The organism is Methylobacterium sp. Leaf456, from assembly GCF_001425465.1.
Classification (GTDB): Bacteria; Pseudomonadota; Alphaproteobacteria; order Rhizobiales; family Beijerinckiaceae; genus Methylobacterium.
This window is the reverse complement of sequence record NZ_LMQV01000004.1, coordinates 1-24504: the sequence shown is the minus strand read 5'-3', so window position 1 is coordinate 24504 and position 24504 is coordinate 1. Positions and strand designations below refer to the sequence as shown.

23 protein-coding genes and 2 pseudogenes are annotated in these 24504 nt (G+C 70.6%); 8 read left to right on the top strand and 17 right to left on the bottom strand.

What is annotated here, in order from left to right; genetic code table 11:
• Positions 1-23 precede the first annotated feature (23 nt).
• On the top strand, positions 24-698 hold the full coding sequence (locus ASG52_RS05265; RefSeq protein WP_056240066.1) for a 2-hydroxychromene-2-carboxylate isomerase: 675 nt from the start codon (positions 24-26) through the stop codon (positions 696-698).
• Here the strand turns inward: ASG52_RS05265 and ASG52_RS05260 are convergent.
• From ASG52_RS05260 to ASG52_RS05235, 6 genes are read right to left on the bottom strand one after another with little or no spacing between them, the layout of a single operon-like run.
• Positions 614-2023, bottom strand: a complete 1410-nt coding sequence (locus ASG52_RS05260) for a nucleobase:cation symporter-2 family protein (RefSeq protein ID WP_056240063.1) — start codon at positions 2021-2023, stop codon at positions 614-616. The two genes, ASG52_RS05265 and ASG52_RS05260, sit on opposite strands and share 85 nt — an antisense overlap.
• Positions 2020-3066 (bottom strand): LLM class flavin-dependent oxidoreductase, encoded by a 1047-nt coding sequence (locus tag ASG52_RS05255; RefSeq protein ID WP_056240060.1) that lies wholly within the window; start codon positions 3064-3066, stop codon positions 2020-2022. Before ASG52_RS05255 ends, ASG52_RS05260 begins: the two co-directional genes overlap by 4 nt.
• A gap of 5 nt (positions 3067-3071) precedes the next feature.
• Positions 3072-4028 (bottom strand): aliphatic sulfonate ABC transporter substrate-binding protein, encoded by a 957-nt coding sequence (locus tag ASG52_RS05250; RefSeq protein WP_056240059.1) that lies wholly within the window; start codon positions 4026-4028, stop codon positions 3072-3074.
• Positions 4025-4591, bottom strand: a complete 567-nt coding sequence (locus ASG52_RS05245) for a c-type cytochrome (protein ID WP_056240056.1) — start codon at positions 4589-4591, stop codon at positions 4025-4027. Before ASG52_RS05245 ends, ASG52_RS05250 begins: the two co-directional genes overlap by 4 nt.
• Positions 4581-5789 (bottom strand): sulfite dehydrogenase, encoded by a 1209-nt coding sequence (gene soxC / locus ASG52_RS05240; RefSeq protein ID WP_056240054.1) that lies wholly within the window; start codon positions 5787-5789, stop codon positions 4581-4583. The genes ASG52_RS05245 and soxC overlap by 11 nt, the downstream gene beginning before the upstream one ends.
• A 12-nt stretch (positions 5790-5801) precedes the next feature.
• A complete protein-coding gene (locus ASG52_RS05235; RefSeq protein ID WP_056240052.1) occupies positions 5802-6842 on the bottom strand; it encodes an ABC transporter substrate-binding protein in 1041 nt (346 codons plus the stop codon).
• Between the two features lie 145 nt (positions 6843-6987).
• Between ASG52_RS05235 and ASG52_RS05230 the strand changes: the two genes are divergently transcribed.
• Positions 6988-9372 (top strand): hypothetical protein, encoded by a 2385-nt coding sequence (locus ASG52_RS05230; RefSeq protein ID WP_056240049.1) that lies wholly within the window; start codon positions 6988-6990, stop codon positions 9370-9372.
• Here ASG52_RS05230 and ASG52_RS05225 read toward each other — a convergent pair.
• The gene (locus ASG52_RS05225) at positions 9338-9946 is read right to left on the bottom strand and encodes an SCO family protein (RefSeq protein ID WP_082552363.1); all 609 of its coding nucleotides are present in this window, start codon (positions 9944-9946) and stop codon (positions 9338-9340) included. The two genes, ASG52_RS05230 and ASG52_RS05225, sit on opposite strands and share 35 nt — an antisense overlap.
• Positions 9939-11057, bottom strand: coding sequence for an MBL fold metallo-hydrolase (locus ASG52_RS05220; RefSeq protein ID WP_056240046.1), 1119 nt, complete (start codon positions 11055-11057; stop codon positions 9939-9941). The genes ASG52_RS05225 and ASG52_RS05220 overlap by 8 nt, the downstream gene beginning before the upstream one ends.
• 374 nt (positions 11058-11431) lie before the next feature.
• On the opposite strand from ASG52_RS05220, the gene groES reads away from it, so the two are divergent.
• From groES to ASG52_RS05205, 3 genes are all read left to right on the top strand, one after another.
• On the top strand, positions 11432-11722 hold the full coding sequence (groES, locus tag ASG52_RS05215) for a co-chaperone GroES (protein ID WP_056240043.1): 291 nt from the start codon (positions 11432-11434) through the stop codon (positions 11720-11722).
• Between the two features lie 34 nt (positions 11723-11756).
• Entirely contained in the window at positions 11757-13379 is a 1623-nt protein-coding gene (gene groL / locus ASG52_RS05210; RefSeq protein WP_056240040.1) for a chaperonin GroEL, read from the top strand.
• Between the two features lie 158 nt (positions 13380-13537).
• Complete coding sequence (locus tag ASG52_RS05205; RefSeq protein ID WP_056240037.1) at positions 13538-13810, top strand: usg protein; 273 nt, start codon at positions 13538-13540, stop codon at positions 13808-13810.
• Positions 13811-13938: 128 nt separating this feature from the next.
• Here the strand turns inward: ASG52_RS05205 and ASG52_RS27800 are convergent, their stop codons facing one another.
• The 8 genes and pseudogenes from ASG52_RS27800 to ASG52_RS05175 all read right to left on the bottom strand — a co-directional run bounded on the left by ASG52_RS27800 (position 13939) and on the right by ASG52_RS05175 (position 20667).
• Positions 13939-14103, bottom strand: coding sequence for a hypothetical protein (locus ASG52_RS27800; protein WP_200945574.1), 165 nt, complete (start codon positions 14101-14103; stop codon positions 13939-13941).
• Entirely contained in the window at positions 14100-15122 is a 1023-nt protein-coding gene (locus ASG52_RS05200; protein ID WP_056240475.1) for an isopenicillin N synthase family dioxygenase, read from the bottom strand. Before ASG52_RS05200 ends, ASG52_RS27800 begins: the two co-directional genes overlap by 4 nt.
• Before the next feature lies 1 nt (position 15123).
• Positions 15124-16446 carry an O-acetylhomoserine aminocarboxypropyltransferase/cysteine synthase family protein gene (locus tag ASG52_RS05195; protein ID WP_056240034.1) on the bottom strand — a complete coding sequence of 441 codons (1323 nt, stop codon included), beginning with the start codon at positions 16444-16446 and terminating at the stop codon, positions 15124-15126.
• A 397-nt stretch (positions 16447-16843) separates the two neighbouring features.
• Positions 16844-17362: a cupin domain-containing protein gene (locus ASG52_RS05190; RefSeq protein ID WP_056240031.1), complete on the bottom strand. Its 519-nt coding sequence runs from the start codon at positions 17360-17362 to the stop codon at positions 16844-16846.
• Between the two features lie 19 nt (positions 17363-17381).
• Positions 17382-17865, bottom strand: a pseudogene (locus tag ASG52_RS28210) (type 2 periplasmic-binding domain-containing protein); the annotation flags it as partial.
• Position 17866: 1 nt separating this feature from the next.
• Positions 17867-18423, bottom strand: a 557-nt coding sequence (locus tag ASG52_RS28205) for an ABC transporter substrate-binding protein (RefSeq protein WP_353612452.1), incomplete at its 3' end; no start/stop codon positions are given.
• Complete coding sequence (locus ASG52_RS05180; protein ID WP_056240029.1) at positions 18423-19520, bottom strand: LLM class flavin-dependent oxidoreductase; 1098 nt, start codon at positions 19518-19520, stop codon at positions 18423-18425. The genes ASG52_RS05180 and ASG52_RS28205, both read right to left, overlap by 1 nt.
• A 13-nt stretch (positions 19521-19533) precedes the next feature.
• Positions 19534-20667, bottom strand: a complete 1134-nt coding sequence (locus tag ASG52_RS05175; protein ID WP_056240026.1) for an acyl-CoA dehydrogenase family protein — start codon at positions 20665-20667, stop codon at positions 19534-19536.
• 491 nt (positions 20668-21158) lie between these two features.
• Between ASG52_RS05175 and ASG52_RS05170 the strand changes: the two genes are divergently transcribed.
• The 3 genes and pseudogenes from ASG52_RS05170 (at position 21159) to ASG52_RS05160 (ending at position 24097) form a co-directional block, all read left to right on the top strand.
• Entirely contained in the window at positions 21159-22241 is a 1083-nt protein-coding gene (locus ASG52_RS05170) for an ABC transporter substrate-binding protein (RefSeq protein WP_056240023.1), read from the top strand.
• A gap of 11 nt (positions 22242-22252) precedes the next feature.
• Positions 22253-23248 (top strand): ABC transporter permease, encoded by a 996-nt coding sequence (locus tag ASG52_RS05165; protein ID WP_056240020.1) that lies wholly within the window; start codon positions 22253-22255, stop codon positions 23246-23248.
• Positions 23242-24097 (top strand): annotated as a pseudogene (locus tag ASG52_RS05160) (ABC transporter ATP-binding protein). Before ASG52_RS05165 ends, ASG52_RS05160 begins: the two are co-directional and overlap by 7 nt.
• A 12-nt stretch (positions 24098-24109) precedes the next feature.
• Here the strand turns inward: ASG52_RS05160 and ASG52_RS05155 are convergent.
• Positions 24110-24504: IS630 family transposase (locus ASG52_RS05155; RefSeq protein WP_056240018.1), on the bottom strand; the 395-nt coding region annotated here is incomplete at its 5' end.

Here is a 24504-nt window from a genome sequence, read left to right as displayed (position 1 = left end):
TTCTGCGCCGTAAGGATTGTCGCATGCCGGAGGTGCCGCCCGTGGTCGCGCAGGGTTCCTCGACGCCGAGCGTCACCTACTATTTCAGCTTCCTGTCGCTGTGGTCCTATGTCGGCAGCCGCGCCTTCCGGGCGCTGGCCGAGCGCACCGGTGCGGAGATCGTCTACAAGCCGGTCGATCTGCTCGCCGTCTTCGCGGCGGGCGGCGGCAAGCCGGTCAAGGAGCGGCCGCTGCAGCGGCAGGCATACCGCCTCGTCGAGATGCAGCGCTGGCGCCGCATCCGCGGCATCCCGCTCAATCTGCATCCGAAGTTCTACCCGGCCGATCCCTCCCTCGCCCACCGCGTCCTGCTCGCCGCCCTCGACGAGGGCGCCGACGTCGCCGACTTCGTCCATGCGGGCCTCGGCGCCGTCTGGGCGGACGAGTTCGACATTGCCGATCCCGCCACCATCATCCGCCTCGCCGAGGCCGCCGGGCTCGACGGGGCACGATTGATCGCCCGCACCGACGAGCCGTCCTTGCGCGAGCGGGAGGCGGCGCTGACCCGCGAGGCGATTGGGCGGCAGGTGTTCGGGGCACCGTTCTATTTCTTTCGGGACGAGCCGTTCTGGGGTCAGGACAGGCTCGACCTACTGGAGGCGGCGATCTCGGGCTCGGAGGCGCCGATCCCGCTGCCGGATCTCTCCGGTTCCGGCTGAGCCCGCGTCTCCCCGAGGAGCGCGTTAAGGGCGATGGCCGCGATCGCGGTGAGCAGGATCGGGTCCTTGACGATCGGACCGAAGGCGTCCGGCACCGCGCGGAAGAATTGCGGCTGCACGATCGGGATCAGGCCGATCCCGAGCGAGGCGGCGATGATTAGCGCGTCGCGGCTGCCGGGCCGAGCGTAGTCGACCTGCGCCAGGATGCGGATGCCGGTCGCCGCGACCATCCCGAACATCACCAGTGCCGCCCCGCCGAGCACGGCCTGCGGGATCGAGGCCGCGAGGAAGGCCACCTTCGGCACGAGGCCGAGCACCAGCATGATCGCGCCGGCCATGGCACAGACCCAGCGGCTGTGCTCGCCGGTGAGCCCGACGAGGCCGACATTCTGCGAATACGACAGGTAGGGGAAGGTGTTGAGCAGGCCGCCGATCAGCGTGCCCAGGGCGTCGGCGCGCAGGCCCCGGCGGATGTCCTCCGTCCCGACCGGACGCCCGGTCATGACGCCGAGCGCCAGGAACATGCCGGTCGCCTCGATGAACACGACGGTCATCACGAGACACAGGATCAGACAGGGCACAAGGTGGAAGGTCGGGGCGCCGAATTGCAGCGGCCATACCACCCGCAGCCACGGCTCGGCGGCAAGCCCGTCGAAGCTCGTCCAGCCGAGCGTCACGGTGACGACGGTGCCGAGCCCGATTCCGAGTAGCACGGCGATGCGCCCGAGAAAGCCCGGTCCGAACCGGGCGATCAGTAGGGTCGCGGCGAGCACGAAGGCCGCCACCGCGATCGTGGCGGGCGCGCCGAAGTCCGGCTTGCCCGCGCCCCCGCCCGCCCAGCCGACGGCGACGCGGGTCAAGGCAATGCCGATCATCAGGAGGATCGTACCGGTCACGACGGGCGGGAAGAAGCGCATCACCCGGCCGATGAAGGGCGTGACGAGGAGCCCGTAGAGGCCGCCGACGATTACCGCGCCGTAGATGCCGGTGAGCCCGACGCCGGGTATCGCCGCGATGGCCAAGAGCGGCTGGATCGCCACCGCGGTCACGCCCATGATGACGGGGAGCCGGATGCCGAACGGGCCGATGCTGACTGTCTGGATCAGCGTGGCGATGCCGCAGGCGAACAGGTCGGCGTTCACGAGGAATGCGATCTGGTCCTTGGGTAATTGCAGCGCCCCGCCGACGATGAGCGGCACCGCGATGGCGTTGGCGTACATGACGAGCACGTGCTGGAGCCCCAGCACGAACAGCCGCGGTGCGGGCGGGACCGCATCGACGCCGTCGCGGAGCGCGGCGCCGGAGATCGGATCGACCGGCCTCATCCTCTCACCCGCGGAACGACGTTTTGGGCAAACCGAGCCATCTCGGCCTCGAACGGCTGGAATTGCAGCATGAACAGCTCGATGCCGGCCGCGTGGAAGGCGTGGATGCGCTGCGCGACCCCATCGTAGCTGCCGACGAGTCCGGCCGCGGTGCCGCCGTTGGTGCCGACATGGTGCGAGGCCGCCGCATCGGTCTTGGCGAACATCACGCTGGCCGCGTCGGTGCGGGCGCGGGTGTCGGCGCGGATGGCCTCGTCGCTGCGGCTCAAATCGAGCAGGCGGGCGAACTCGGCCTGGGCCTCGGCTTCCGTTTCCCGCGCGATCACGAAGGCCGAGAGGCCATAGCGCAGGCGGCTCGCAGCATTTGGGCGGCGCGCCACGTCGGCGATGAGGCCGGCGACCGCGTCGAGCGGCTGGCCGTTGATGAACCAGACATCGCCGTGGTCGGCGACCAGCGCGCGGGCCGGCTCGGACTCGCCGCCCACATAAAGCGTCGGTCGCGCCCGAAAAGTGCCGGCGGGCTTGAGTTGGTAATCCTTGACGCGGAAGTGGCGACCCTCGTGGGTGACCCGCTCGCCCCGCAACAGCCGGTCCACCAGCGTGATCCACTCGCGACCGTAGGCGTAGCGCTCGTCGTGCGCCGGAAACGGCAGGCCCGCCCGCTCGAATTCGGCGCGGTTCCAGGCGTTGACGAGGTTGAGCGCGAACCGGCCCCCGCTGACATACTCGATCTGCAGCGCCATCTTGGCCAGCACGACCGGGTGGTAGAGCCCCGGCTTGATCGCCGCGATGATCTCGATCCGGCTGGTGAGCGCCGCGAGCGCGGCCGACGCCGTCCAGGCCTCCAGCTGGTCGCGGGTCTCGTCGTAGGGGTTCACCGTGTGCTGCGCGACGAGGACGCTGTCGTAGCCGAGCCGCTCGGCCTCCAGCACGAGCGCGCGGTTGCGGGCCCAGGAGGCGTCGTGCGGCTCGTCCGGATCGTGGCGGGCGGCGCGCGAGCCGTGGACCGGGGCCCAGACGCCGAAGCGGAGCGGATGTGCCATCGGTCTCAACCCCGCCCGCCCGGCGGCTGCCACAGCCGCACCGCGGTGGCGTCGAGCCGGCGCGGGATCAGCCCGGCCTCGAAGAAGGTGTCGGCGATGGCCTGCTGCTCGGAGAGCGCCGCCCGCTCGACCGCCCCGACCGCGTAGGAGCGCCGCGCGTTGACGGTGGCGACGACGTCCGGCGGCAGGTCGCCCCAGATCGGCGCGAGCAGCGCCACGGCCTCCTCGGGATTGCCCTTCACCCATTGCCCGGCCTCGACCAGCGCGGCGAAGACGGTGGCGATCACCTCTGGCTGCTCGGCGGCAAAACTGTCGTTGACCGTGTAGTATCGGTTGTAGCTCGACAGGCCAGTGGCGTCGGCCAGCACCCGCACCGGGCGCTTGGCCCCGACGATGGCGAGGAAGGGATCCCAGATCGCCCACGCCTCGATGCCGCCCCGCTCGAACGCCGCGAGCCCGTCGGGCGCCTCCAGATAGGCCGGGCGGATGTCGGAAAAGCGCAGGCCCTCGCGCTTGAGCGCGCCCGCGAGGATGAAGTGGCAGCCCGAGCCCTTCGACACGCCGACGCTGCGGCCCTTCAGGTCCGCGACCGTGCGGATCGATGATTCCTCGGGCACGATGATCGCCTCGGCCCGCGGCGAGCCGGCCTCCATGGCGTAGAAGGTCAGGGGTGCGCCCGCCGATTGGGTGAAGATCGGCACCGCGTCGGCCACATCCGCGTGGAGATCGACCGCGCCGGTGTTCATCGGCTCCAGCACCTTGGTGAACAGGTGCCAGCTCACCCCAAGCCCCTGGCGGCCGAGCCGTTCTTCCAGGGTCCCCTTGGCTTTCAGCACGGTGAGCAGCGTCGAGGAGCGCTGGTAGCTCAGGCGCACCGTCCGCCCGGCGCGGGCCGGGCCGGATCGGCCGAGGACGAGACCGGCGGCGAGCGCCCCGGCGAGATGGCGGCGGGTGAGACTCATCGGGCCTCCGTGCGATCGGTGGGGCGGGCCGCGGGCGCCGGGACGTCCGGTCGCGGATCGGCGGTGAAGCCGTCGCGGTTCGGCATGGCGACCTGCGGCAGTGCGGCGGCATCGAGGCTCGCCTCTTCCGGCAGCAGGCCGTTGAGGTGCAGCACGTAGGCGCTGACCGCGTAGGTCTCGTCCGCCGAGAGCGATTGCGGCGCGTCGAACGGCATGGCGCGACGCACGTAGTCGAACAGGGTCGTGGCGTAGGGCCAGTAGCTGCCGACCGTGCGCAAGGGTTTTGCGCTCGCCAGACTGCCCTGCCCGCCCGCGAGCGCCTCGGCGGCGGCGCCCTCGCCGCGGGCCCCGTGGCAGCCGGCGCAGCGCGCGGCGTAGAGCGCCGCGCCGTCGCGCACGCTGCCGTGGCCGGGCGGCAGACCCTGGCCGTCGGGCCGCACGTCGATGTCCCAGGCGACAACGACCTCCGGCGTGGCCGGGCGGCCGATGCCGAGCGGTTGGGCAGCGACGGGAGCGACGAGACCGACGCTAAGGGTGAGCGAAAAAAGAGCTTCACGCCGCATAGGTCACCGCCCCGTTCGCTCCGACGCTCCAGCCGAACACCGCGTTGTTGTGGTAGAACGAGCGGGTGCCGCGCACCGCGACCAGCGCCTCGCGCGAGGGCTGGACGTAGCCGGTCTCGTCCCGCGCCCGGCTCAGCAGCCGTGCGGGCCCGCCCTCCCAGTGCCAGGGCAGGCGGAAGCGGGTGAAGCAGCGCGGCAGAACCGGCCCCTCCAGCCGCGCCTCCCGCCAGGAGGCGCCGCCGTCGGTCGAGACCTCGACGCCCGCGATCCGCCCGCGCCCGGTCCAGGCCAGCCCGCGGATCTCGTGGAAGCCGGGCTCGCGCAAATGCTGACCGCCCGAGGGCGCGGTGATGACGGATTTGGCCTCCATCACGAAGGTGAACTGGCGCGCCGTGCCGTCCGGCATCAGGTCGGTGTATTTCGAGGTCTCTTCCCGCGTCTGGAACGGCCGGTCTCCGAGCTTGATGCGGCGCAGCCACTTGATGCTGAGGTTGCCCTCCAATCCCGGTAGGAACAGCCGCAGCGGATAGCCTTGCTCCGGCCGCAGCCTCTCGCCGTTCTGGGCGTAGGCGAGGATCGCCCCGTCGAGGGAATCGAGCGGGATCGAGCGGGTCATGGCGCATGCATCCGCCCCTTCCGCGAGAAGCCAGGCGGCGCCGGGCTTCACGCCGACCTCGGCCAGCACGGTCGCGAGTTCGACGCCGGTCCACTCGGCGCAGGAGATCAGGCCGTGGCTGTCCTGTACCGTCCAGTCGGGCTTGGCCCCGAGCCAGGGCGTGTTGCCCGAGCATTCGAGGACGTGCAGCCGCGACACCGCGGGGAAGCGGACGATGTCGTCCATGGTCAGGATCAGCGGGCGCTCGACGAGGCCGTGGATAGCAAGGCGGTGCCGGTCCGGGTCGATGGCCGGAATACCGGCGTGGTGGCGCTCGAAATGCAGGCCGTTCGGTGTGACGATGCCGTGTAGCCCCTGAAGCGGCGTCACCGTGGAGGTCGCCCCGGGAAAGCGCGGCGGCAGCCGCGGATAACGCGCAAGTTTTTCCTCGGGCGCAGGTCGACCGTAGCCGGGGGCGGTGGCGCCCTGCTCGCGGGTCCAGGGCGGCACATTGAGGGCGTTTGCCTCCGCGAGGGCACCCGTGGCGGCACCTGTCGCCGCGCCGACCCCGGCGAGGCGCAGGAAGCTGCGGCGGTTTTCCATTCGTTGGCTCATCTACTTCGCGCTCGCCTCGGCCTGGACGGCCTCGAAGAAGCGGGGATCGAACAGGCCGTCCGTCGGCGGGGGCGTCTCGCTGATGCCGAGCGTGGTCTGGAAGGCGAGCATCGCCCGCGTCGCCGCCACGAGGGTGCGTGGATCGGCGACGTATTGGGTGGCGGGCGAGGCGAGCGCCGCCCGGAGCGTCGCCGCGGTGACGATGCCCTTACCGAGCGCGGCCTCGACGGCGGGCAGCGCCTGCTCGGGCTCGCGCTTGATCAGATCGACGGCGCGCACGATGCCTGAGACGAGGGTGCGCACCGCCTCCGGGTTCTGTTCGAGGAAGGTGCCGCGCACCGCCACCACGGTGCCCGGCTGGCCCGGAAACAGGTCGCTGCCGCCCGCGACGAGGCGGATCTGCGGGTTGCGCTCGCGGATTATGGTCAGGCCCGGCTCGCGCACCGTCGCGGCCTCGACCGCGCCGGCCAGGATCGCCTGCTGCGCCGCGTCGATGCCGAGCGTCAGGATCTGCACGTCGGCGGGATCGACCCGGTGCACCTCGCGCAGCCAGTAGGACAGGTTGGTGTAGGGGATCGAGCCCGGCGGCTGGGTCGCGATCTTGGCGGGCCGTCCGGTCTCCGCGCGGAAGCGCCGAAACACCTCCGCCGGCGCGGTGCCGCCGGTGAGCGGCCCGGCGAGTTTGGGGCCCGCCACCAGCACGTTCTCGCCGATGGCGGTCGCGGCCACGACCCTGAGATCGACCCCGCGGGTCCGCCCGATCGCCACCGGCGTGATCCCGGCGACGTAGACGTCCAGCGTGCCGCTCGCCGCCGCCTGCACGGCGTTCGGTCCGGAATCGTAGAGCGCGACGACCGGCTTCAGGCCGCCCGCGGACAGCCAGCCCTCCCGCTCGGCCACGAACAGCGGCGCGGCGCCGAGCACCGGAATCGCCCCGATCCGCACAGGCAAGGGCTGGCCCTGGCCTTGTGCCCGGGCGGCGGCGGAGGCAGCGAGAAGAGCGAAGAGAAGAATAGCCCACCGAATTATGCGCGACGACATGATCGTTCTTTTATTTGAGAGATCGCAAGTAGATCTATCTAGATCCATTTGTATTATGTACAGATCATGCGGACGCGCAAGACATCTTGCGAAATCAAAGCTATAGCCTCCGCCGATAAGCGGGCGAGAGCGGGACGAACGGGCGATGCAGGACGAGAGCGAGCGCCGGAGGCGGCTGGGCGCGCACGTGGCGCCGGAGGGGCTCTACGCGGCGATCAAGGCGCGGCCCTTCCTCGGCACCGTGCAGTGCAGCCACGACCGGCTGGTGGCGGGCAGCTGGCACGAGATCGTGCTGATCTACGAGGTCGGCGCCTGCGGCATCGCCGACGGGGCCACCTTCAAGGCGACCTTCAAATTTTACTCCGACTGGGCCCTGTTCCAGACCGCCGACCCGAGTGCCGCCAACTACGTCAGTGCCGAGTACGAGGCCGGCCCGCTGCTGCCCGGCCAATCGCCCGCCACGGTGCAGTCGCTCAGCGTGCGCTTCGACCAGAAGGGCCACGAGCGCCCGTTCCAGAAGGCCGTGATCGTCGATGTCATCGACGGCTACCTGAATGCGGGCGACCGCATCGTCATCCGGCTGGGCGACCGGCGGGCCGGGGGACCGGGCACCCGCGTCCAGACCTTCGTCGAGGACGGCTTCCGCTTCCGCTGCTACGTCGATCCGCTCGGCACCTCGCGCTACGTCGCGGTGCCGAACGACCCGGTGATCGCGCTCGTCGCCGGGCCGCCGGAGCGGGTCCAGATCGGCGCGCCCCGCTTCGTCGCGGAGGGCGTCGCGCCGCCCGTGACGGTGGCACTCCTCGACCGCTGGGGCAACGTCGCCCGCGATTGCGGCGGGGCGCTCGATCTCACGGCCTTCTCGAGCGAGCGCGAGGTCTACGCCCGCCGGCACGAACTGCCCGTGGAGGGCTGGGCGCGCCTGAGGATCGAGGATTGGCCGGCCTTCTCCGGCGAGCTGCGCATCGCCGCCGCCCACGAGGGCGCGCAAGGCGTCGCCTTCGTCACGGGCCTACCCGATGCCCCCGTCCCCCGTGCCATCTACGGCGACCTGCACGTCCACGCCCACGACACGGTCGGCACCAACAGCCCGGCCTACAACGCGGCCTATGCCCGCGACGTGGCGGGCGTCGATGTCTACGGCTACACCGTAAACGACTTCCAGATCACCGACGAGGGCTGGCGCGAAGGCGTCAGGGTCACCGCCGGCTTCGATGCGCCCGGCCGCTTCGTCGCCTACGCGGTGCAGGAATGGTGCGGCAGCTCGACCGCGGGCGGCGACCATCAGGTGCTGTTCCTCGGCGACGACCCGCCGGGCTTCCCCTTCGACGAGCGGGGTGAGCACAACCGCACCTTCCTGTGGAACGAGAGCATGGGGAGTACCGGCGTCGAGGTCGGGCGCTGGCCGGTCGAGGATCTGTGGGCGGCCTACGCGCACGATCCGGAGAACCACCTCGTCATCCCGCATGTCGGCGGGCGCCGCTACATCCCGGACTGGCACCATCCCGAGTTGGAGCGCCTCGTCGAGATCGCCTCGGCCTGGGGCCAGTTCGAGTGGCTCTACCGCGACGTGATCGCCCGCGGCTATCGGCTCGGCGTCTGCGCCAACGGCGACGAGCATCGCGGGCGGCCCGGCGGCGGCGCGCCCGGCGTCCAGGTGTTCGGCGTGCGCGGCGGCCTCACCGGCATCCTCGCCGACACGCTCGACCGCCGCGCGGTCGGCCGGGCCCTGCGGGCGCGCCACACTTTCGCGACCACGGGCGAGCGCAGCGCGCTCCTCGTCACCTGCGGCCCCCACCGCCAGGGCGACGCCTTCGCCCACGAGGGCCCGGCCCGGCTCGATTACCGCTTCCTCGGCGAGGCCGGCTTCGAGGAACTGAGCGCCCACGACCACACGGGCGAGATCTGGCGCCGCGATCTCCATGCCGAACTCGGGTTCTCGCAACGGTTGGTGCGCCTGCGCTTCGGCGGCGCGCGCATCCGCGACCGTTACCGCTGGGCCGCCTGGGAGGGGCGCATCCGCATCCTCAACGGCACGATCCGCCGGGTCGCGACCGAGGGCTTCGAGCACCCGGAAGAGACCGCGTGGCGCGCCGGCCCGACCGAGATCGCCTTCCGCTCCGAGACCTACGGCGACAGCGACGCCATCGAGATCGACATCGGCGATCTCGATGCGTGCCGTATCCGCGTCGAGGGGACGATCGGCGGCTTCGTGAAGGTCGGCGATCCGCGGCGGCCCGCGCCCTTCGTCCACGCGCCCGACTTCTTGTGGGACATCACCGGCCGCGAACTGATCGAGGCGGGCGCCCTGCGGCGCGACCTCGGCGGGGCCGGGCTTTTTCTCGCGCTGGAGCGGATGACCGAGGCGGCGCTGCCGCGCGATGTCGCCGGCCACATCACGGTCGAGCCGGAGAACGCAGGTTTCGGCTTCCGCCCCGTGTACTTCTCCGGGCGCCAGCGCGACGGCAGCCGCGTCTGGTCCTCGGCGCAGTTCATCACCTTTGAAGGGGCGCGAGGTGAGGCCGGATGATCGTCAGCATCCGCTCGGCCGAGGTGCCGGGCGGGAAGAAGCCGAGATAGCGGCCCTGACGGTCCAGCAGGTAAACGAAGGCCGAGTGCTCGATGGCGTCCTCGGCCCGCCGATAGAACACCTTGAAGGCGTCCGCCGTCTGCCGGATCGCGGCCTCGCTGCCGGTGAGCCCGATCAGGCGCGGATGGAAGCTCGGCACGAACTCCGCGAGCACGGCCGGCGTGTCGCGGGCCGGGTCGAGGGTGACGAAGACCGGCTGGATCGCCTCGCCCGCCGCGCCGAGGAGATCGAGCGCGCGGGCGACCTGCATCAGGTCGGTCGGGCAGACATCGGGGCAGCCGGTATAGCCGAACGTGAGAAGGACGAGCTTGCTGCGGAAATCCGCGTCGGTGCGGGGGCGCCCATCCTGATCGATCAGCGCGAACGGCCCGCCGACCGGCTCGCGGTTCCACATCAGCATGTCCATCAGCTCGGCGGCCGACCGGCGCGGCGCCTCCTCGGCCCGCAAGGGGCCGCACAAGGGCCCGGGGAGCGCGAGGCCGAGCAGGCACGCCGCTGCGAGGCGCCTACGCACCGAAGGTGAGCCGGCTGCCGGTGGTCGGCACGATGACGTGGTCGGGCAGCTGCGCCTGGGCTTCGAGGGCGAAGTTCAGGCCGCTGCAATGCATCGGGATCACCACGTCGGGCTTCAGCGCGCCGATCTCGGCCACGACCTGGGTCAGGTAGTCCTTCGGCGCCGGTCCGAGATGGAAGCCGCCGACGATGGCATGCACCTTCTCCACGCCGGAGACTTCCTGTGCCTGCCGCACCGAGTTGACGATGCCGACATGGCCGCAGGACGAGATCACCACGAGGCCCTTGCCGCGCACGTGGTAGCAGGTGGCGTGCTCGTGGACGTGCTCGTCCGCGATGATCTTCCCCTGTAGCTCGGCCGGCGAATAGTGGCTGGCGTCGCAGCCGAGCCCGTCCTTGATGCCGCGCTCGACGAAGGTGTTGGGCAGGATGCGCTCGGACGAAGTGCGCTTGATCTGGCCCGTGGTGAAGGCATGGCCGGCGACCACCGTCGGCGCCTCGCACAGCACGGTGCTGATCCGGCGCGCGGTCAATTCGCGCCGGTCGAGCTGGCCGAAATCGGTGAACTGACCCTGCACGCCGCTGGGCGACAGCCGGTGGCAGAAATTGTCCTCGCCGCCGGCATAGAGCTTCAGCTCGGGCTGGAGCCGGTCGCGGTAGCTGTCGAGGAAGCCGGTGAGCCCACCGTAATGGTCGTGATGGCCGTGGCTGACGATCAGGGCATCGACCTTGGTCGGATCGACCTTCAGGATCTCGATATTGTTGAGCAGAGCCTCGGGGCTGTAGCCGAAATCGAGTAGGATGGTGCGGGCCTCCTCGCCGGCCTTCGACTCGGCAAAGAGCGAGAGGCCCCACTGGTTGTGTAGCACCTTGCGATAGTCGGCGCCGCGGCCATTGCCCGGCGGCTGGTGGCGCACGCCCTGGACGGTGGCGGGCTTCAGGAACTGGTCGTGCGCGGAATCGATCAGCACGCGCAGGGACAACGTATCGACGGTCGGAACTTCGACGGGGGCGGCGCGCGCCACCTCGATGCACGAGAACCCGGCCGCCGAGCCCGCGGCGAGCGCGGCCGACAGTTTGAGGAAACCGCGCCTGTCGAGAGCCCCGGTCATCGCATGCCTCCGCCGTTGGATATCGTATCCAACCTATAGCGGAGCTTGGCCGAAACGGATTTCTTTCTTTCTGAGGCTGGTGAGAAGGAACTTCGCAGATCACGCTGCGACGCGGAAGGTTTTCGCCGGACCCACCCGGAGCCCTGAAACCTGCCGAAGATCGTCCAATGCGATTCCCCGCCCTTACAAGCCGATAAGCCGACGCGGCTCTGCGCAAATCTTCTCTCGAAGCTCGTCGCAAAGCATCACCGACACTCTCGCGTGCCGTTCTTTAAAAAGAACAATCCCGTTGACTTGACGAACGCTCGTTGACACCCTGACGGCATCGGTCGGGCTTTCACCCGGCCCTCGACGGAGAGAGGACGGCCCAAACCATGGCGTTTCGACCCCTGCACGACCGCGTCCTGCTGCGCCGCGTCGAGAGTGACGAGCGGACCAAGGGCGGCATCATCATCCCCGACACCGCCAAGGAGAAGCCGCAGGAGGGCGAGGTCGTCGCCGTCGGCCCCGGCGCCCGCGACGAGCAGGGCCGCGTCAACGCCCTCGACGTGCGGGCCGGCGACCGGGTGCTGTTCGGCAAATGGTCCGGCACCGAGGTCAAGGTCGATGGTCAGGACCTCCTGATCCTCAAGGAATCCGACATTTTGGGCGTGATCGCCGCCTGACACGACACCACCGCAACGACATCGGGAGACTGGAATGGCTGCGAAAGACGTGAAATTCTCCGGCGACGCGCGCGAGCGTCTGCTGCGCGGCGTCGACATCCTCGCGGATGCCGTGAAGGTGACGCTGGGGCCGAAGGGCCGCAACGTCGTCATCGAGAAGAGCTTCGGGGCGCCTCGCATCACCAAGGACGGCGTGACGGTCGCCAAGGAGATCGAACTGGAGGACCGGTTCGAGAATCTCGGCGCCCAGCTCGTGCGCGAGGTCGCCTCCAAGACCAACGATCTCGCGGGAGACGGTACCACCACCGCGACGGTGCTGGCCCAGGCGATCGTGCGCGAGGGCGCCAAGGCGGTGGCGGCGAACTTCAACCCGCTCGACCTCAAGCGCGGCATCGACCTCGCGACGGCGGCGGCGGTGAAGGACATCACCGGCCGCGCCCGCAAGGTGACGGCCTCCGACGCCATCGCCCAGGTCGGAACCATCTCGGCCAACGGCGACGCCGAGATCGGCCGGCTCATCGCGGAAGCCGTCGAGCGGGTCGGCAAGGAAGGCGTCATTACTGTCGAGGAGGCCAAGACCGCCGAGACCGAACTCGACGTGGTCGAGGGCCTGCAATTCGACCGCGGCTACCTCTCGCCGTACTTCGTGACGAACACGGAAAAACTGATCGCCGAACTCGACGATCCCTACATCCTCATCCACGAGAAGAAGCTGTCCTCGCTCCAGCCGCTGCTGCCGGTGCTGGAGGCGGTGGTGCAGTCGAGCCGGCCGCTGCTCATCATCGCCGAGGACGTCGAGGGCGAGGCGCTGGCCACCCTCGTGGTGAACAAGCTGCGCGGCGGCCTGAAGATCGCGGCGGTCAAGGCGCCGGGCTTCGGCGACCGGCGCAAGGCGATCCTGGAAGACATCGCCATCCTGACGAACGGGCAGGTCATCTCCGAGGATCTCGGGATCAAGCTGGAGAACGTCTCGATCCCGCTGCTGGGGCAGGCCAAGCGCGTGCGCATCGACAAGGAGAGCACCACGGTCGTCGACGGCGCGGGCGAGAAGGCGCAGATCGACGCCCGCGTCGGCCAGATCAAGGCGCAGATCGAGGACACGACCTCGGATTACGACCGCGAGAAGCTGCAGGAGCGCCTCGCCAAGCTCGCGGGCGGCGTCGCGGTCCTGCGGGTCGGCGGGGCGACCGAGGTCGAGGTGAAGGAGAAGAAGGACCGGGTCGACGACGCGCTCAACGCCACCCGCGCGGCGATCGAGGAGGGCATCGTGCCGGGCGGCGGCACCGCGCTGCTGCGGGCCAAGGCGGTGGTGGCGGGGCTCACGACCGACAATGCCGACGTGCGGGCCGGCATCAACATCGTGCTCAAGGCCCTCGAAGCGCCGATCCGCCAGATCGTGGCCAATGCCGGCGTCGAGGGCTCGATCGTGGTGTCCAAGGTCCTCGAGAATCCGTCCGAGACCTTCGGTTTCGACGCGCAGACCGAGACCTACCGCGACCTCGTCGAGGCCGGCATCGTCGATCCCGCCAAGGTGGTGCGCACCGCGCTCCAGGACGCCGCCTCGGTCGCGGGACTTCTGGTGACGACGGAGGCGCTGGTGGCCGACCGGCCGAAGGAGAAAGCGCAGCCGGCCCTCCCCGGCGGCCCGGACTTCTGACCGGCGCTCGCCGGGCGGCGGCCCGATCCGCCGCCCGGCAAGCTTGGCGGCACCGTTGTTGCTCAGCGATCTTGCCCGATCCGCTCAGGGTCGGGCGCGTCACGACGCGGCCCCGGTCGGAGTTGCGTCGGGTCACCCTGCTTCGACGAGGTGGATGCATGGCCCTGTCATCGGAGTTTCGCCGCAGGCTCGAAGGCTACAGCCTGACCACGGCTGAGATCCTGTATCACCTGCCCGATCACCCGCATCTGCTCCAGACCTTCGTCTGGCAGCAGCTCGACCTCTTCCCGCGCTTCCCCGAGCTGAAACGCTTCCTGGCCTTCTGGCAGGAGCGGCTGGACGGGCCGCTACACTCGGTGCGGGTCATGCATAGCCGTCTGATCAAGCCGGCCGAGCTGAAAACGGTCTCCGGCGAGTTCCACCTGCACTGAGGCGGCGAGTCCCGAGATCCCAAAGGGATCATCCCTTTGGCGGGGTTTGGGGCGGAGCCCCATGAATGGCTTCGCCGACCACGGCTCCGCCCTGGACCCGCGAAGGGCTTGCCCTTCGAACCCGGGATTCAGCACCGCTCCATTCCCCGCGTCCGGACCGGCAGGCGGGCGAGATGCGGGGCCAGCCACTCGTTGCCGAGCATCGTGCCCGCGGCGAGCGGGAGCGGGCCGGCCTCGGCGGGGAGTTCGATGGCGCGCAGGAGGGCGCGGATACGACCGAGAACGTCTTTCATGCGGCCCTCGCCTCTTTGGCGAGCAGATCGGCGTAGTGAGCGGCCGCCACGTCCGGGTGCGAGCGCAGGCGGCCCTTGAGATAGTTGCGGCCGACCTCGCGGAAGAGCGGGTTGTCCGGGTCGCCGGCCGCCCCCCGCGCCTGCGCGGCGAGGTCCGTCGGCAGGTCGAGGAGCGGCACGGTGGCGTCGTGGCGGGCGCCGAGGAAGAAGGCGACCGAGAGCCGGTCGCGCCCGGCCCGCGGCGTCACCACCCGGTGGATCGTGGCGCGCAGATACCCGTTCGAGGCGAGTTCGAGCAGTTCGCCGACATTGACCACGAAGGCGCCCGGCACCGGGCTCGCCGCGATCCAGCCGCCGGCATCGTCGGCCACTTCGAGTCCGCCCTCGCCGTCCTGCACGAGGAGCGTGAGGAAGCCGCTGTCCTTGTGAGCGCCGACGCCCTGGTCGTCGTCGGTCGCCTCGCGGCCGGGATAGCGGATGATCTTGATGTGCTGGTTGGGCGCGCCCGCGTAGATCGGCGCAAAGGCCTCGGCTGGCTGGCCGAGCGCCAAGGCGAAGGCTTCGAGCAGGCGGATGCCGACCCGCGTCACCGCCTCCTGCCACGCCAGTAATTCGGGCCGCAGTTCCGGCAGCGCCGCGGGCCAGAGGTTCGGGCCCTGCAAGCGGGTCCAGGCCGGGGCGCCGGGCTCGCGCGGGAGCGCGGGGCGCTCGGCGCCGATGTCGAACTGCTCGCGCCAATCGGCCCGACCGCGGGTGATCTCGGCGCCGGCCTCGGTGTAGCCGCGGAAATGCGGTGACTTCACCATCGCGACCGCCCGCTTCTCCTCCGCGGGCAGGGCGAAGAAGCGCCGCGCCTGCGTCTGCACGCCTGCGATCTGCGATTCCGGGATGCCGTGGCCGACGAGATAAAAGAAGCCGACCTCGCGGGCCGCACGTCTCAGGTCTTCGAGGAAGCTTCTTCTTTCCGTCTCGCCCGCATCGAGCCGGGCGAGGTCGAGGATCGGGAGCGACGCCGTCATCTCAGGCCGCCCGCGCCAGGGAGCCGGCGGCGGCAAGCGCCTGATCGAGATCGGCCAGGATGTCGTCGATGTGCTCCAGTCCGACCGCGAGGCGGACATAGCCGTCGGTGACGCCGGTGGCCCGCTGCTCCTCGGGCGTCAGCTGCGAGTGCGTGGTCGAGGCCGGATGGATCGCGAGGCTGCGGGCGTCGCCGATATTGGCGACGTGATAGAACAGCCGGAGCGCGTCGATGAAGCGCCGCCCGGCGGCGCGGCCCGCCGCCAACTCGAACCCGACGAGGCCGCCATAGCCGCCCTTCAGGGTGCGGTCGGCCCGCTCGCGCGCGGCGCCGGCCTGGACGGACGGGTGGATCACCCGCGCGACCTCGGGGCGCCGCCCGAGCCAGTCGGCGACGCTTTGCGCGTTGCGGCTGTGGCGCTCGATGCGCAAAGGCAGCGTCTCGATGCCCTGAAGCGTCAGGAAAGCGTTGAGCGGCGAGACCGCGGGGCCGAGATCGCGCAGCAGCCGCACGCGGGCGCGCAGCGCATAGGCGACCGGGCCGATCGGCCGCGCGGCCTCGGTCCAGACCGCGCCGTGATAGCTGTCGTCCGGCGTGTTGAGCGCCGGCTGGCGGTGGGGATGGGCCGCCCAGTCGAAGCGCCCGCCATCGACGATCGCCCCGCCGATGGCGATGCCGTGGCCGCCGAGATACTTCGTGGTCGAGTAGACGACGACCGCCGCGCCGTGGTCGAGCGGCCGCGCCAGCAGGGGCGCGGCGGTGTTGTCGACGATGAGCGGGATGCCGAGCGGCCGGCCGATCGCCGCGACTTCCGCGATGGGAAAGACCGTGAGCTTCGGGTTCGGCAGGGTCTCGGCGTAGTAGGCCCGTGTCCGCCCATCGGTCGCGCGGGAAAAATTGTGCGAGTCGGTGGGGTCGACGAAGCGGACCTCGATGCCCTGCTCCCTCAGCGTGTGGGCGAACAGGTTCCACGTGCCGCCGTAGAGGTCGGTCGAGGAGACGATGTTGTCGCCGGCGCGCGCAAGGTTCTGCACGCTGAGCGCGGACGCCGCTTGCCCCGAGGCGAGGGCCAGCGCTGCGGCGCCCCCTTCGAGCGCGGCGAGCCGCTGCTCCAGCACGTCGACGGTCGGGTTGGTGACGCGGGTGTATATGTTGCCGAGCTCTTGGAGCGCGAACAGGCTCTCGGCGTGATCGGTGTCGCGGAACTGGTAGGAGGTCGTCTGGTGGATCGGCACCGCAACCGACCCGGTCTGCGGATCGGCCCGCCAGCCGGCATGCAGCGCCAGCGTCTCGGCGTGGATGGAGGCGGGGGTCTGGCTCGACATCGGCGGCTCCCTTGGAAGAACAGTCCAAGATGATCGGCGGATCCAGCACTAAGTCAATGAAAGCGGATTTCGTTGTTTGTAGGAGTTGGATAATTTTATTCGCAATAGGGGATCGATTGGCGAAATTCATTCACGAAATTTCTAATCGCCGCGAGAGCCCCTCGATCCGAAAGCTTCGACCGACCGCACATCCCCCATCGTCATTCCGGGGCGCAGAAGGCGAACCCAGACCCGAAGGGGCGCGCCAGCGGCGTGCAATCCTCGACTGGCCGTGACGCATCGTGCGGCGTCGCATCACGGGTGGATTCCGGGTTCCGCTGCGCGGCCCCGGAATGACGGTGCAGAATGGGGGATCGTGGGTGACTGCTTCGTTGCTCGGATTGAGAGCCTTGGAGCCTCACGGCTGCTTGTGGATCGGATCGACCCAGTAGACCGTCTCGGGAGCCTCCGCCGCCTCGACGTCGGGCAGGTTGACCACGACGGCCTCGTTGTCCGAGCGCACCAGCACGCAGTGCAGGGGCTCGTCGGTCGAGGCGTTGATCTCCTGATGCGGCACGTAAGGGGGCACGAAGATGAAGTCGCCGGGGCCGGCCTCGGCGACGTATTCGAGCCGCTCACCCCAGCGCATTCGGGCGCGGCCGGAGACGATGTAGATCACGCTCTCCAGGGCACCGTGATGGTGCACGCCGGTCTTGGCGTCGGGCTCGATCGCCACGGTGCCGGCCCAGATCTTCTGGGCACCGACGCGGGCGGCGTTGACCGCCGCCTGCCGGAACATCCCCGGCGTCTGAGCCGTGTTGGGGTCGAGCCGGTCGCCGGGGATCACCCGCACGCCGTCGTGCTTCCAGCGCGCGGCGGCGTCCTCGTCGTGATCATGATCGTGCGCGTGGTCGTGGTTTGGGCCGTCGTCGTGCATGAAAAAATCTCCTGCCCGATCATCGCATGACGGCGAGCGCGTCGGAAAACCCCGCGTCGAGGATCGCCTCGGCGCGCGGGGCGCGGGCCGCCGGGATCAGGCCGGCACGCACGTAGAGGTCGATGATGCGCTGCTCGTCGGCGATGACGCTCTCGTCGATCGGCACGGTGCGGTACTGCGCCCGCCCGAACCAGCGCAGGGGCACTGCCTCGGGCAGGCCGATCAGCCGCGACCACGCGGCCGCGTAGGGCGCCGGGTCGGTCAGGGCCCAGGCCCGGGCCTTGGCGAGGCGGGCGGCGTAGTCGGCGAGCAGCGCGCGCTTCGATTTGAGCGCGCTCTCGTTCGCCACCGCGTAGCTGAGGCCCGGCGTGATGCCGTTGCCGTCGCGGACCACCCGCACGAGCCCGGCGAGTTCGGCCGCGGAGGTGTAGGGCTCCCAGGTCGACCACGCATCGACCGCGCCGGAGGTCAGCGCCAGCTTGGCGTCGGCGGGCGGCAGGAAGNCCGGCGAGTTCGGCCGCGGAGGTGTAGGGCTCCCAGGTCGACCACGCATCGACCGCGCCGGAGGTCAGCGCCAGCTTGGCGTCGGCGGGCGGCAGGAAGCGGAACTGCACGCCGTCGGCGGGCAAACCCGCCTCTTCCAGGTCGGCGAGCACGACCTGATGGCCGATCGAGCCGCGGTTGGTGGCGATGCGCTTGCCCACGAGGTCGCTCACGCTGCGGATCGCGGAATCGGGCCGCACCAGGATGGCAAGCCCGTCCTGCCGGTTGCGGAAGGCGAGGAAAGCCTTGACCGGTACGCCCGCGGCGGCGGCAAACGTGAGGGGCGCGTCGCCCACGCCACCTGCGTCGATCGCGCCCGCGTTCAGCGCCTCCAGCAGCGGGGCGGCGGCGGGGAACTCGCTCCATTCGAGCCGGTAGGGCAGGCCGTCGAGTACGCCCGCGGCCTCCATCAGGGCGCGGGCGTTGCCGCGCTGGTCGCCGACGCGCAGGGTCTCTTGTGCGCGGGCCGGCGCGAGGGCGGCGAGCGCGAGCAGGATCAGGACGAGGAGGCGGGCCATCAGGCGGCCTCCGCCGCGGCGGAGCGGCGGGCGAGCAGATCCTTGAAGGCGGGCAGCAGCTCGCGCCCGTACTGGATCGCATCCTCCAGCGGGTCGAAGCCGCGGATCAGGAAGGTGCGTACGCCCAGATCGTGATAGTCGAGCAGTGCGTCGGCGACCTGCTCGGGCGTGCCGACCAGCGCCGTCGAGTTGCCCGAGGCGCCTGTCTCGGCGGCGATGGCCGTGTAGAGCCGCTTGTCGAGGCGCGAGCCTTGCGCCGCCGCGGCCAGCAGCCGGCGCGAACCCTCGTTCTGCGGTGCCGCGGCCGGCCCGACGCCGCGGGCGGCCCGCAGCCGCCGGGTCTCGGCGAGGATGGCCTCCGCCCGCGCCCAGGCCCGCTCCTCGGTCTCGGCCAGGATCGGCCGCAGCGACAGGCTGAAGCGCGGCGCGCGCCCGTGCGGGGCGGCCGCCGCGCGCACCCGGCCGATCAGCTCGCGCACCTGCGCATGGGTCTCGCCCCAGAGCGCGTAGGTGTCGGCGTGCCGGCCCGCCACCGCGAGCGCGGCGGGCGAGGCGCCGCCGAAATAGACCGGGATCGCCCCCACCGGCTTCACCTCGGAGAAGCCGCCCGCGATCCGGTAATGTGTCCCTGCGTAGTCGAACGGTGTGTCCGAAGTCCACGACAGGCGCAGGATGTCGAGAAACTCGCTCGTGCGGGCGTAGCGCTCGTCCTTGGTGAGGTGGTCGCCGTCGCGGGCGAGATCGCGGTCGTCGCCGCCGCTGATCGCGTGGATCGCCACCCGCCCGCCGGTGAGCCGGTCCAGCGTCGCGAACTGGCGCGCCGCGACGGTGGGCGCGGTGAAGCCGGTGCGGTGGGCGATCATCAGCCCGATCTGGTGCGTCGCGGCGGCGATCTCGGCGGCGATCGGCAGCGGGTCGGGCGCGGTCGCGTAGAAGGCCACCAGCACCCGGTCGAACCCGCCGCGCTCGTGCGCCTGCGCCAGGAGGCGGAGATAGTCCGGCTCGATCGCGGGGCCGCGCGGTGCGCGCGACTCGGAGACCTCGTGCGGGGCGACGAAGCCGATGAACTCGGTGGCGTCCGGCGGCAGCGGGCTCATGGGGTTCTCCTTGTCAAAGGCCGAGCGCGACGCGGCCGGCGGCGACCCGCACCGCGTCGCCCTGCGGCCAGTGGATGCGCGCGCATAGGACGTCGCGCAGGTGCCGCTCCAGCGGATTCTTTCGCGAGAGCGCGGCGTTGCCGCAGAGTTCGGACACCCGCTGCACCGCCTGGATCGCGTTCTCGGTTACAGTCAGCTTGACGAAGCCCGCCTCCTGCGGCGCGGGCGGCGCGCCCGCGTCGGTCTCGGCAGCCAAGCTCGCCACGAGCCGGGCGTTGACCGAGAGCAGCCGCTCGTTCTCGCCAACCGCCTCGTGGAATCGTGGCAGGCTCGCGAGCGGCGCCCCCAGGCTGCCGGGGACGCGCTCGTGCAGGAAGGTCGCGAACCACGCTTGCGCCGCCCGCGCGACGCCGTCGTAGAGGGCGGCGAGCAGCGCGCAGCTCCAGGCCTGCTGCAGCGGATCGGGCCTGCGCCATTCCTCCGGCCGTCGCAGATCGACCGCGTACGCATCCGGCACGCGCACATCCTCGAACACCACGTCGTGGCTGCCCGAGGCGCGCAGGCCCAGATGGTCCCAGGTCTCCTCGATGCGCAGTCCGGAGGACGACATCGGCACCAGGAAGTTGCCGATCCGCGGCTCGGCCTCGTCGGTGCGGGCGAAGACGAGGCCGTAGGCGAGCCCCGGCGCGCCGGTCGAATAGATCTTGCGCCCCGTGAGGCGGTCGCGTCGGGCGACGGTGGCCGGCAGCCCGCCGCGGGCCGGCGTGCCGAGATCGGGCTCGACCCGGAGCGCGTTGATGAGGGCGCCGTCCGTCGCGGCCTCGCGCCCGATCCGGTCGGCGAGCGCGCGCGGCCAGGGCGTGCCCTCGCGATGAATCAACCCGTGCTGGAGCAGCGTCATCGCCAGGACGAGCGCGACCGCCGGATCGCCCGCACCGATGGCCCCCACCACCTGCGCCGCCCGCGCCAGCCCGGCCCCGCCGCCGCCGAGCCGCTCCGGCACACTGATCCCGATCAGGCCGGCCTCGCGCAGGGCCGCGAGGGGCGCGTGCGGGAAGGCGGCTGTGTGATCGCGCTCCGCCGCGCCGGCGGCGAAGCGTTCGGCGATGGTGTGGGCGGTGTCGAGGGGCGCGGCGGCCGTATTCATCGAGGGGGCATGGGGTGCGGTTGAGAAGTGCCGGGCGGCGTGCGTGGACGATCGGCAGGCGGCGTCCCTATGCTCGGGGCGCGGCCTCGCGCGGTCAACGAAACGTGTTTCCAAAGTCGAGGCCGCCGGAAGGAGGTTCTGCCCGCCCACCTCGGATTGTCGGAAGATCACGCTCTGCTCTGTTGCGTACGCGCAGGACATCTGCTGCATACGCAGATGCGATAGGAGTTCGCCGAAATCCTTCCGATCGTCGCCGATATTCGACGAGCCGAGCTGCCGGATGGAAAATCTTCTCGTCCGGGCTGGTCTCAGGAAGTTTTATCGCAGGATGCGCCGCATCTTAGAAATATACTTCGATTGACTTCATCGCTGCGCGATTGAAGATTGAATACATCGGCCCGACCAACGAGACCGTCCCCCCTTTCGATGCGCCACGCCGTCCCGGCTCACCGGGCGGAGGCCTGCGCGCGTGCCCCTTCTTGGAGACGACCATGACCGACGAGCCCCCGCGCCCCGGCCTCCTGCCGTCGCGCCGGTCCCTGCTGCGCGCAGGCGCCGCGGCGGCGGCCCTGCCGCTCGGGTTCGGGATGGGTGGCGTGCGCGCCTGGGGGCCCGGCCCGGTGCCGTTCGATCCCGGCCCGATCTGCCGCCCCACTGCCGCGGGGGCCGCCACGGGCCCGCTGAAACCAATCAAGCTCGCCTGGAACGCCACCGCGATCTGCACCGCCGCCGCGCCTCTCGCCAAGGAGCGCGGAATTTTCGCCGCCCACGGCCTCGACGTGGAGTTCGTCAATTTCGGCGGCTCGACCGAGGCGCTGCTGGAGGCCATCGCCACCGGCAAGGCGGATGCCGGCATCGGCATGGCGCTCCGCTGGCTCAAGCCCCTGGAGCAGGGCTTCGACGTGAAGATCACCGCCGGCCTGCACGGCGGCTGCCTGCGCCTGCTGGCGGCCAAATCCGCCGGCATCACCGACATCGCGTCGCTCAAGGGCAGAACGATCGCGATCAGCGACCACGCGAGCCCCGCCAAGAACTTCTTCGCGCTCCTGCTCGCCAAGGCCGGCATCGATCCGGAGACCGGCGTCGAGTGGCGCCAATACCCGGCCGACCTCCTCAACCTCGCGGTCGAGAAGGGCGAGGCGCAGGCGCTGGCCGATTCCGATCCCCGCACGTGGATCTGGTTGAAGGACCCGAAATTCACGGAGGTCGCGACCAACCTGTCGGGTGACTACGGCGACCGCACCTGCTGCGTGGTCGCCGTGCGCGGCAGCCTGATCCGGGGGGATCGCGCGGCGGCGGGCGCGCTCACTCGCGCCGTGCTGGAGGCCGGTCACCGCGTCCACGCGGACCCGGAGGACGCCGCCCGCATCTTCTCCAGTTACGGTGGACGGGGCTCGGTCGAGGATCTCGCTGCGATGCTGAGGAGTCAGCACCACGGTGACCGCCCGGTCGGCGCCGACCTCAAGCGCCAGCTCGTGCTCTACGGCGACGAGCTGAAACAGGTGAACGTCCTCAAGCGCTCGACCGATACGGCGAAGTTCGCCGAGCGCGTCTACGCCGATGTACTGAGCTGAGGGCGCCCCCCATGACCCATCTCACCGGATTCGCCGGTACCCTGCCGAGGGCGATGCGTCTGCCCGGCCCGCCGCTGCGGGCGCTCGCCCTCGGGGCGGCGTGGCTCGCGCTGGCGGGTGCGACCTACGCCCTGCCAGAGGAAGGCGACTTTCCTTACACCGTGACCTTCGCGGGCGGTGAGCTCGTCCTCGGTCTCGCCCTGGCGCCGCTCGCTGCCCTCTCGGCCCGCCTCGGCCGGGCCGGGGCCGCCCTCGCACACTGGGCGCCGTGGCTCACGCTCGTGGCGCTGGGCTTCCTCGCCTGGGAGCTGATCACCGCGAAGTTCGCGCTCCTGCCGATGCCGTTCTTCCCCCCGCCCCAGGCGATCCTGGAAGTCTTCCTCGACGACTGGCCCCGGCTCGGCGGCTCCATCCTGGCCTCGCTGAAGCTGCTGGCCGGCGGCTACCTGATTGGCGCCGGGCTCGGCTTCGTGCTCGGCGTCGCCATCGGCTGGTCGAAGGCGGTGGGCTACTGGGCCCATCCGATCCTGCGCTTCGTCGGGCCGTTGCCCGCGACCGCGTGGTTGCCGCTCGCCTTCTTCGTGTTCCCCTCGTCGTGGTCGGCCAGCACCTTCCTGATCGCGCTCGCCACCGGCTTTCCCGTGACGGTGCTGACGTGGTCCGGCGTTGCCGGCGTCAACAAGGCCTATTTCGATGTGGCGCGCACGCTGGGCGCCTCGCCCGCCTTCCTCGTGCTGCGGGTGGCAGTGCCGGCGGCGCTGCCGCACGTCTTCGTCGGGCTGTTCATGGGGCTCGGCGGCGCGTTCGCCGTGCTGGTGGTGGCCAAGATGCTCGGCGTGAAGGCCGGCCTCGGTTGGTACCTGCAATGGGCGCAAGGGTGGGCGGCCTACGCCAACCTCTACGCCGCGCTGATCGTGATGGCGCTGATGTGCTCCGGGCTCATCTCCCTGCTGTTTCGCTTACGCGACCGGGTGCTCTCTTGGCAGAAGGGTCTGGTGCAATGGTAGCCGCGATCCTCGAACGCCCCGCCACGGCTGCGGCCGGATCGCGCCTCGCGGTCGAGGCCGTCTCCCACGCCTTCGACATCCGTGGCACGGCCCTGCCCGTCCTCGACCGCATCTCGCTGGACGTGGCGCCGGGCGGCTTCGTGGCGCTCCTCGGCCCTTCCGGCTGCGGCAAGTCCACTCTGCTGCGCCTCGTCGCCGGGCTGGAGCCGCCGGGCGCGGGCCGCATCGCCGTCGATGGACGCCGGGTCGAAGGCCCCGACCCGTCGCGCCTCCTCGTGTTCCAGGACCCGACGCTCTATCCCTGGCGGACGGTGCGCGGGAACGTGATGCTCGGGCTGGATGTTCCAGGACCCGACGCTCTATCCCTGGCGGACGGTGCGCGGGAACGTGATGCTCGGGCTGGAGGCGCGCCGTGTCCCACGGCTCGAGCGCGCGGAAAGAGTCCGGGCGGCGCTCCGCCTCGTCGGGCTCGACGGCTTCGCTGAGGTGTTCCCGCACCAGCTCTCCGGCGGCATGGCGCAGCGCGCGGCGCTCGCCCGCGCGCTGGTGAACGCGCCGCGCCTGCTGCTGCTCGACGAGCCGCTCGGCAAGCTCGACGCCCTGACCCGGCTCGCGCTCCAGGCCGAAATCCTGCGGCTGTGGCAGGAGACGCGCTTCACCGCGCTCCTCGTCACCCACGACGTGGAGGAAGCCCTGGTGCTGGCCGAACGCGTCATCGTGCTCTCCGACCGTCCGGCTGCGATCCGCGCGGACCTGCCCGTCGATCTCCCCTATCCGCGCCACCGCGACGACCCCGAACTGGTGCGCCTGCGCCGCACGATCCTCGGCATCCTCGGCCAACCGATCTAGAGCTATTGCCGATCAGGTTGGATCGTATGCGTCGTATCCGGCCGCTGTGAGGCAGTTGCGGCAGGCCTTTGGGGTGAGGCTGTCGAAGGCGGATCGGATTGCCGCCCTCAGATCTGGAAGCGTCCGCGCGGCGGCTTTGCGCAAGTCAGCCTTCAGCTTGGCAAAGACTTGCTCGATTGGGTTGAGGTCCGGCGAGTAGGGCGGAAGGTAGAGCAGCTTGGCGCCCACCGCCTGAATGGCTTCGCGCACGCCGGCCACCTTGTGAGCAGCGAGGTTGTCCATAATCACCGTGTCACCCCGTTTCAGCRCGGGCACCAAGGTGTCGGTGACATAGGCCCGGAAGCGCTGGCCGTTGGTGGCTCCGTCGAACAGGGCCATGGCCGCCATCCCGCTCGTGCGCAGGGCGG

What these genes read in the sequence shown, in the direction of transcription:
- ASG52_RS05200 (WP_056240475.1), bottom strand. Translation starts at nt 15,122, where the DNA reads ATGACGGCGTCGCTCCCGATCCTCGACCTCGCCCGGCTCGATGCGGGC.
- groES (WP_056240043.1), top strand. Translation starts at nt 11,432, where the DNA reads ATGGCGTTTCGACCCCTGCACGACCGCGTCCTGCTGCGCCGCGTCGAG.
- ASG52_RS05180 (WP_056240029.1), bottom strand. Translation starts at nt 19,520, where the DNA reads ATGAGCCCGCTGCCGCCGGACGCCACCGAGTTCATCGGCTTCGTCGCC.
- ASG52_RS05170 (WP_056240023.1), top strand. Translation starts at nt 21,159, where the DNA reads ATGACCGACGAGCCCCCGCGCCCCGGCCTCCTGCCGTCGCGCCGGTCC.
- ASG52_RS05235 (WP_056240052.1), bottom strand. Translation starts at nt 6,842, where the DNA reads ATGTCGTCGCGCATAATTCGGTGGGCTATTCTTCTCTTCGCTCTTCTC.
- ASG52_RS05230 (WP_056240049.1), top strand. Translation starts at nt 6,988, where the DNA reads ATGCAGGACGAGAGCGAGCGCCGGAGGCGGCTGGGCGCGCACGTGGCG.
- groL (WP_056240040.1), top strand. Translation starts at nt 11,757, where the DNA reads ATGGCTGCGAAAGACGTGAAATTCTCCGGCGACGCGCGCGAGCGTCTG.
- ASG52_RS05165 (WP_056240020.1), top strand. Translation starts at nt 22,253, where the DNA reads ATGACCCATCTCACCGGATTCGCCGGTACCCTGCCGAGGGCGATGCGT.
- ASG52_RS05255 (WP_056240060.1), bottom strand. Translation starts at nt 3,066, where the DNA reads ATGGCACATCCGCTCCGCTTCGGCGTCTGGGCCCCGGTCCACGGCTCG.
- ASG52_RS05260 (WP_056240063.1), bottom strand. Translation starts at nt 2,023, where the DNA reads ATGAGGCCGGTCGATCCGATCTCCGGCGCCGCGCTCCGCGACGGCGTC.
- ASG52_RS05265 (WP_056240066.1), top strand. Translation starts at nt 24, where the DNA reads ATGCCGGAGGTGCCGCCCGTGGTCGCGCAGGGTTCCTCGACGCCGAGC.
- ASG52_RS05250 (WP_056240059.1), bottom strand. Translation starts at nt 4,028, where the DNA reads ATGAGTCTCACCCGCCGCCATCTCGCCGGGGCGCTCGCCGCCGGTCTC.
- ASG52_RS05195 (WP_056240034.1), bottom strand. Translation starts at nt 16,446, where the DNA reads ATGTCGAGCCAGACCCCCGCCTCCATCCACGCCGAGACGCTGGCGCTG.
- ASG52_RS05245 (WP_056240056.1), bottom strand. Translation starts at nt 4,591, where the DNA reads ATGCGGCGTGAAGCTCTTTTTTCGCTCACCCTTAGCGTCGGTCTCGTC.
- ASG52_RS05220 (WP_056240046.1), bottom strand. Translation starts at nt 11,057, where the DNA reads ATGACCGGGGCTCTCGACAGGCGCGGTTTCCTCAAACTGTCGGCCGCG.
- ASG52_RS05175 (WP_056240026.1), bottom strand. Translation starts at nt 20,667, where the DNA reads ATGAATACGGCCGCCGCGCCCCTCGACACCGCCCACACCATCGCCGAA.
- ASG52_RS05190 (WP_056240031.1), bottom strand. Translation starts at nt 17,362, where the DNA reads ATGCACGACGACGGCCCAAACCACGACCACGCGCACGATCATGATCAC.
- ASG52_RS27800 (WP_200945574.1), bottom strand. Translation starts at nt 14,103, where the DNA reads ATGAAAGACGTTCTCGGTCGTATCCGCGCCCTCCTGCGCGCCATCGAA.
- soxC (WP_056240054.1), bottom strand. Translation starts at nt 5,789, where the DNA reads ATGGAAAACCGCCGCAGCTTCCTGCGCCTCGCCGGGGTCGGCGCGGCG.
- ASG52_RS05205 (WP_056240037.1), top strand. Translation starts at nt 13,538, where the DNA reads ATGGCCCTGTCATCGGAGTTTCGCCGCAGGCTCGAAGGCTACAGCCTG.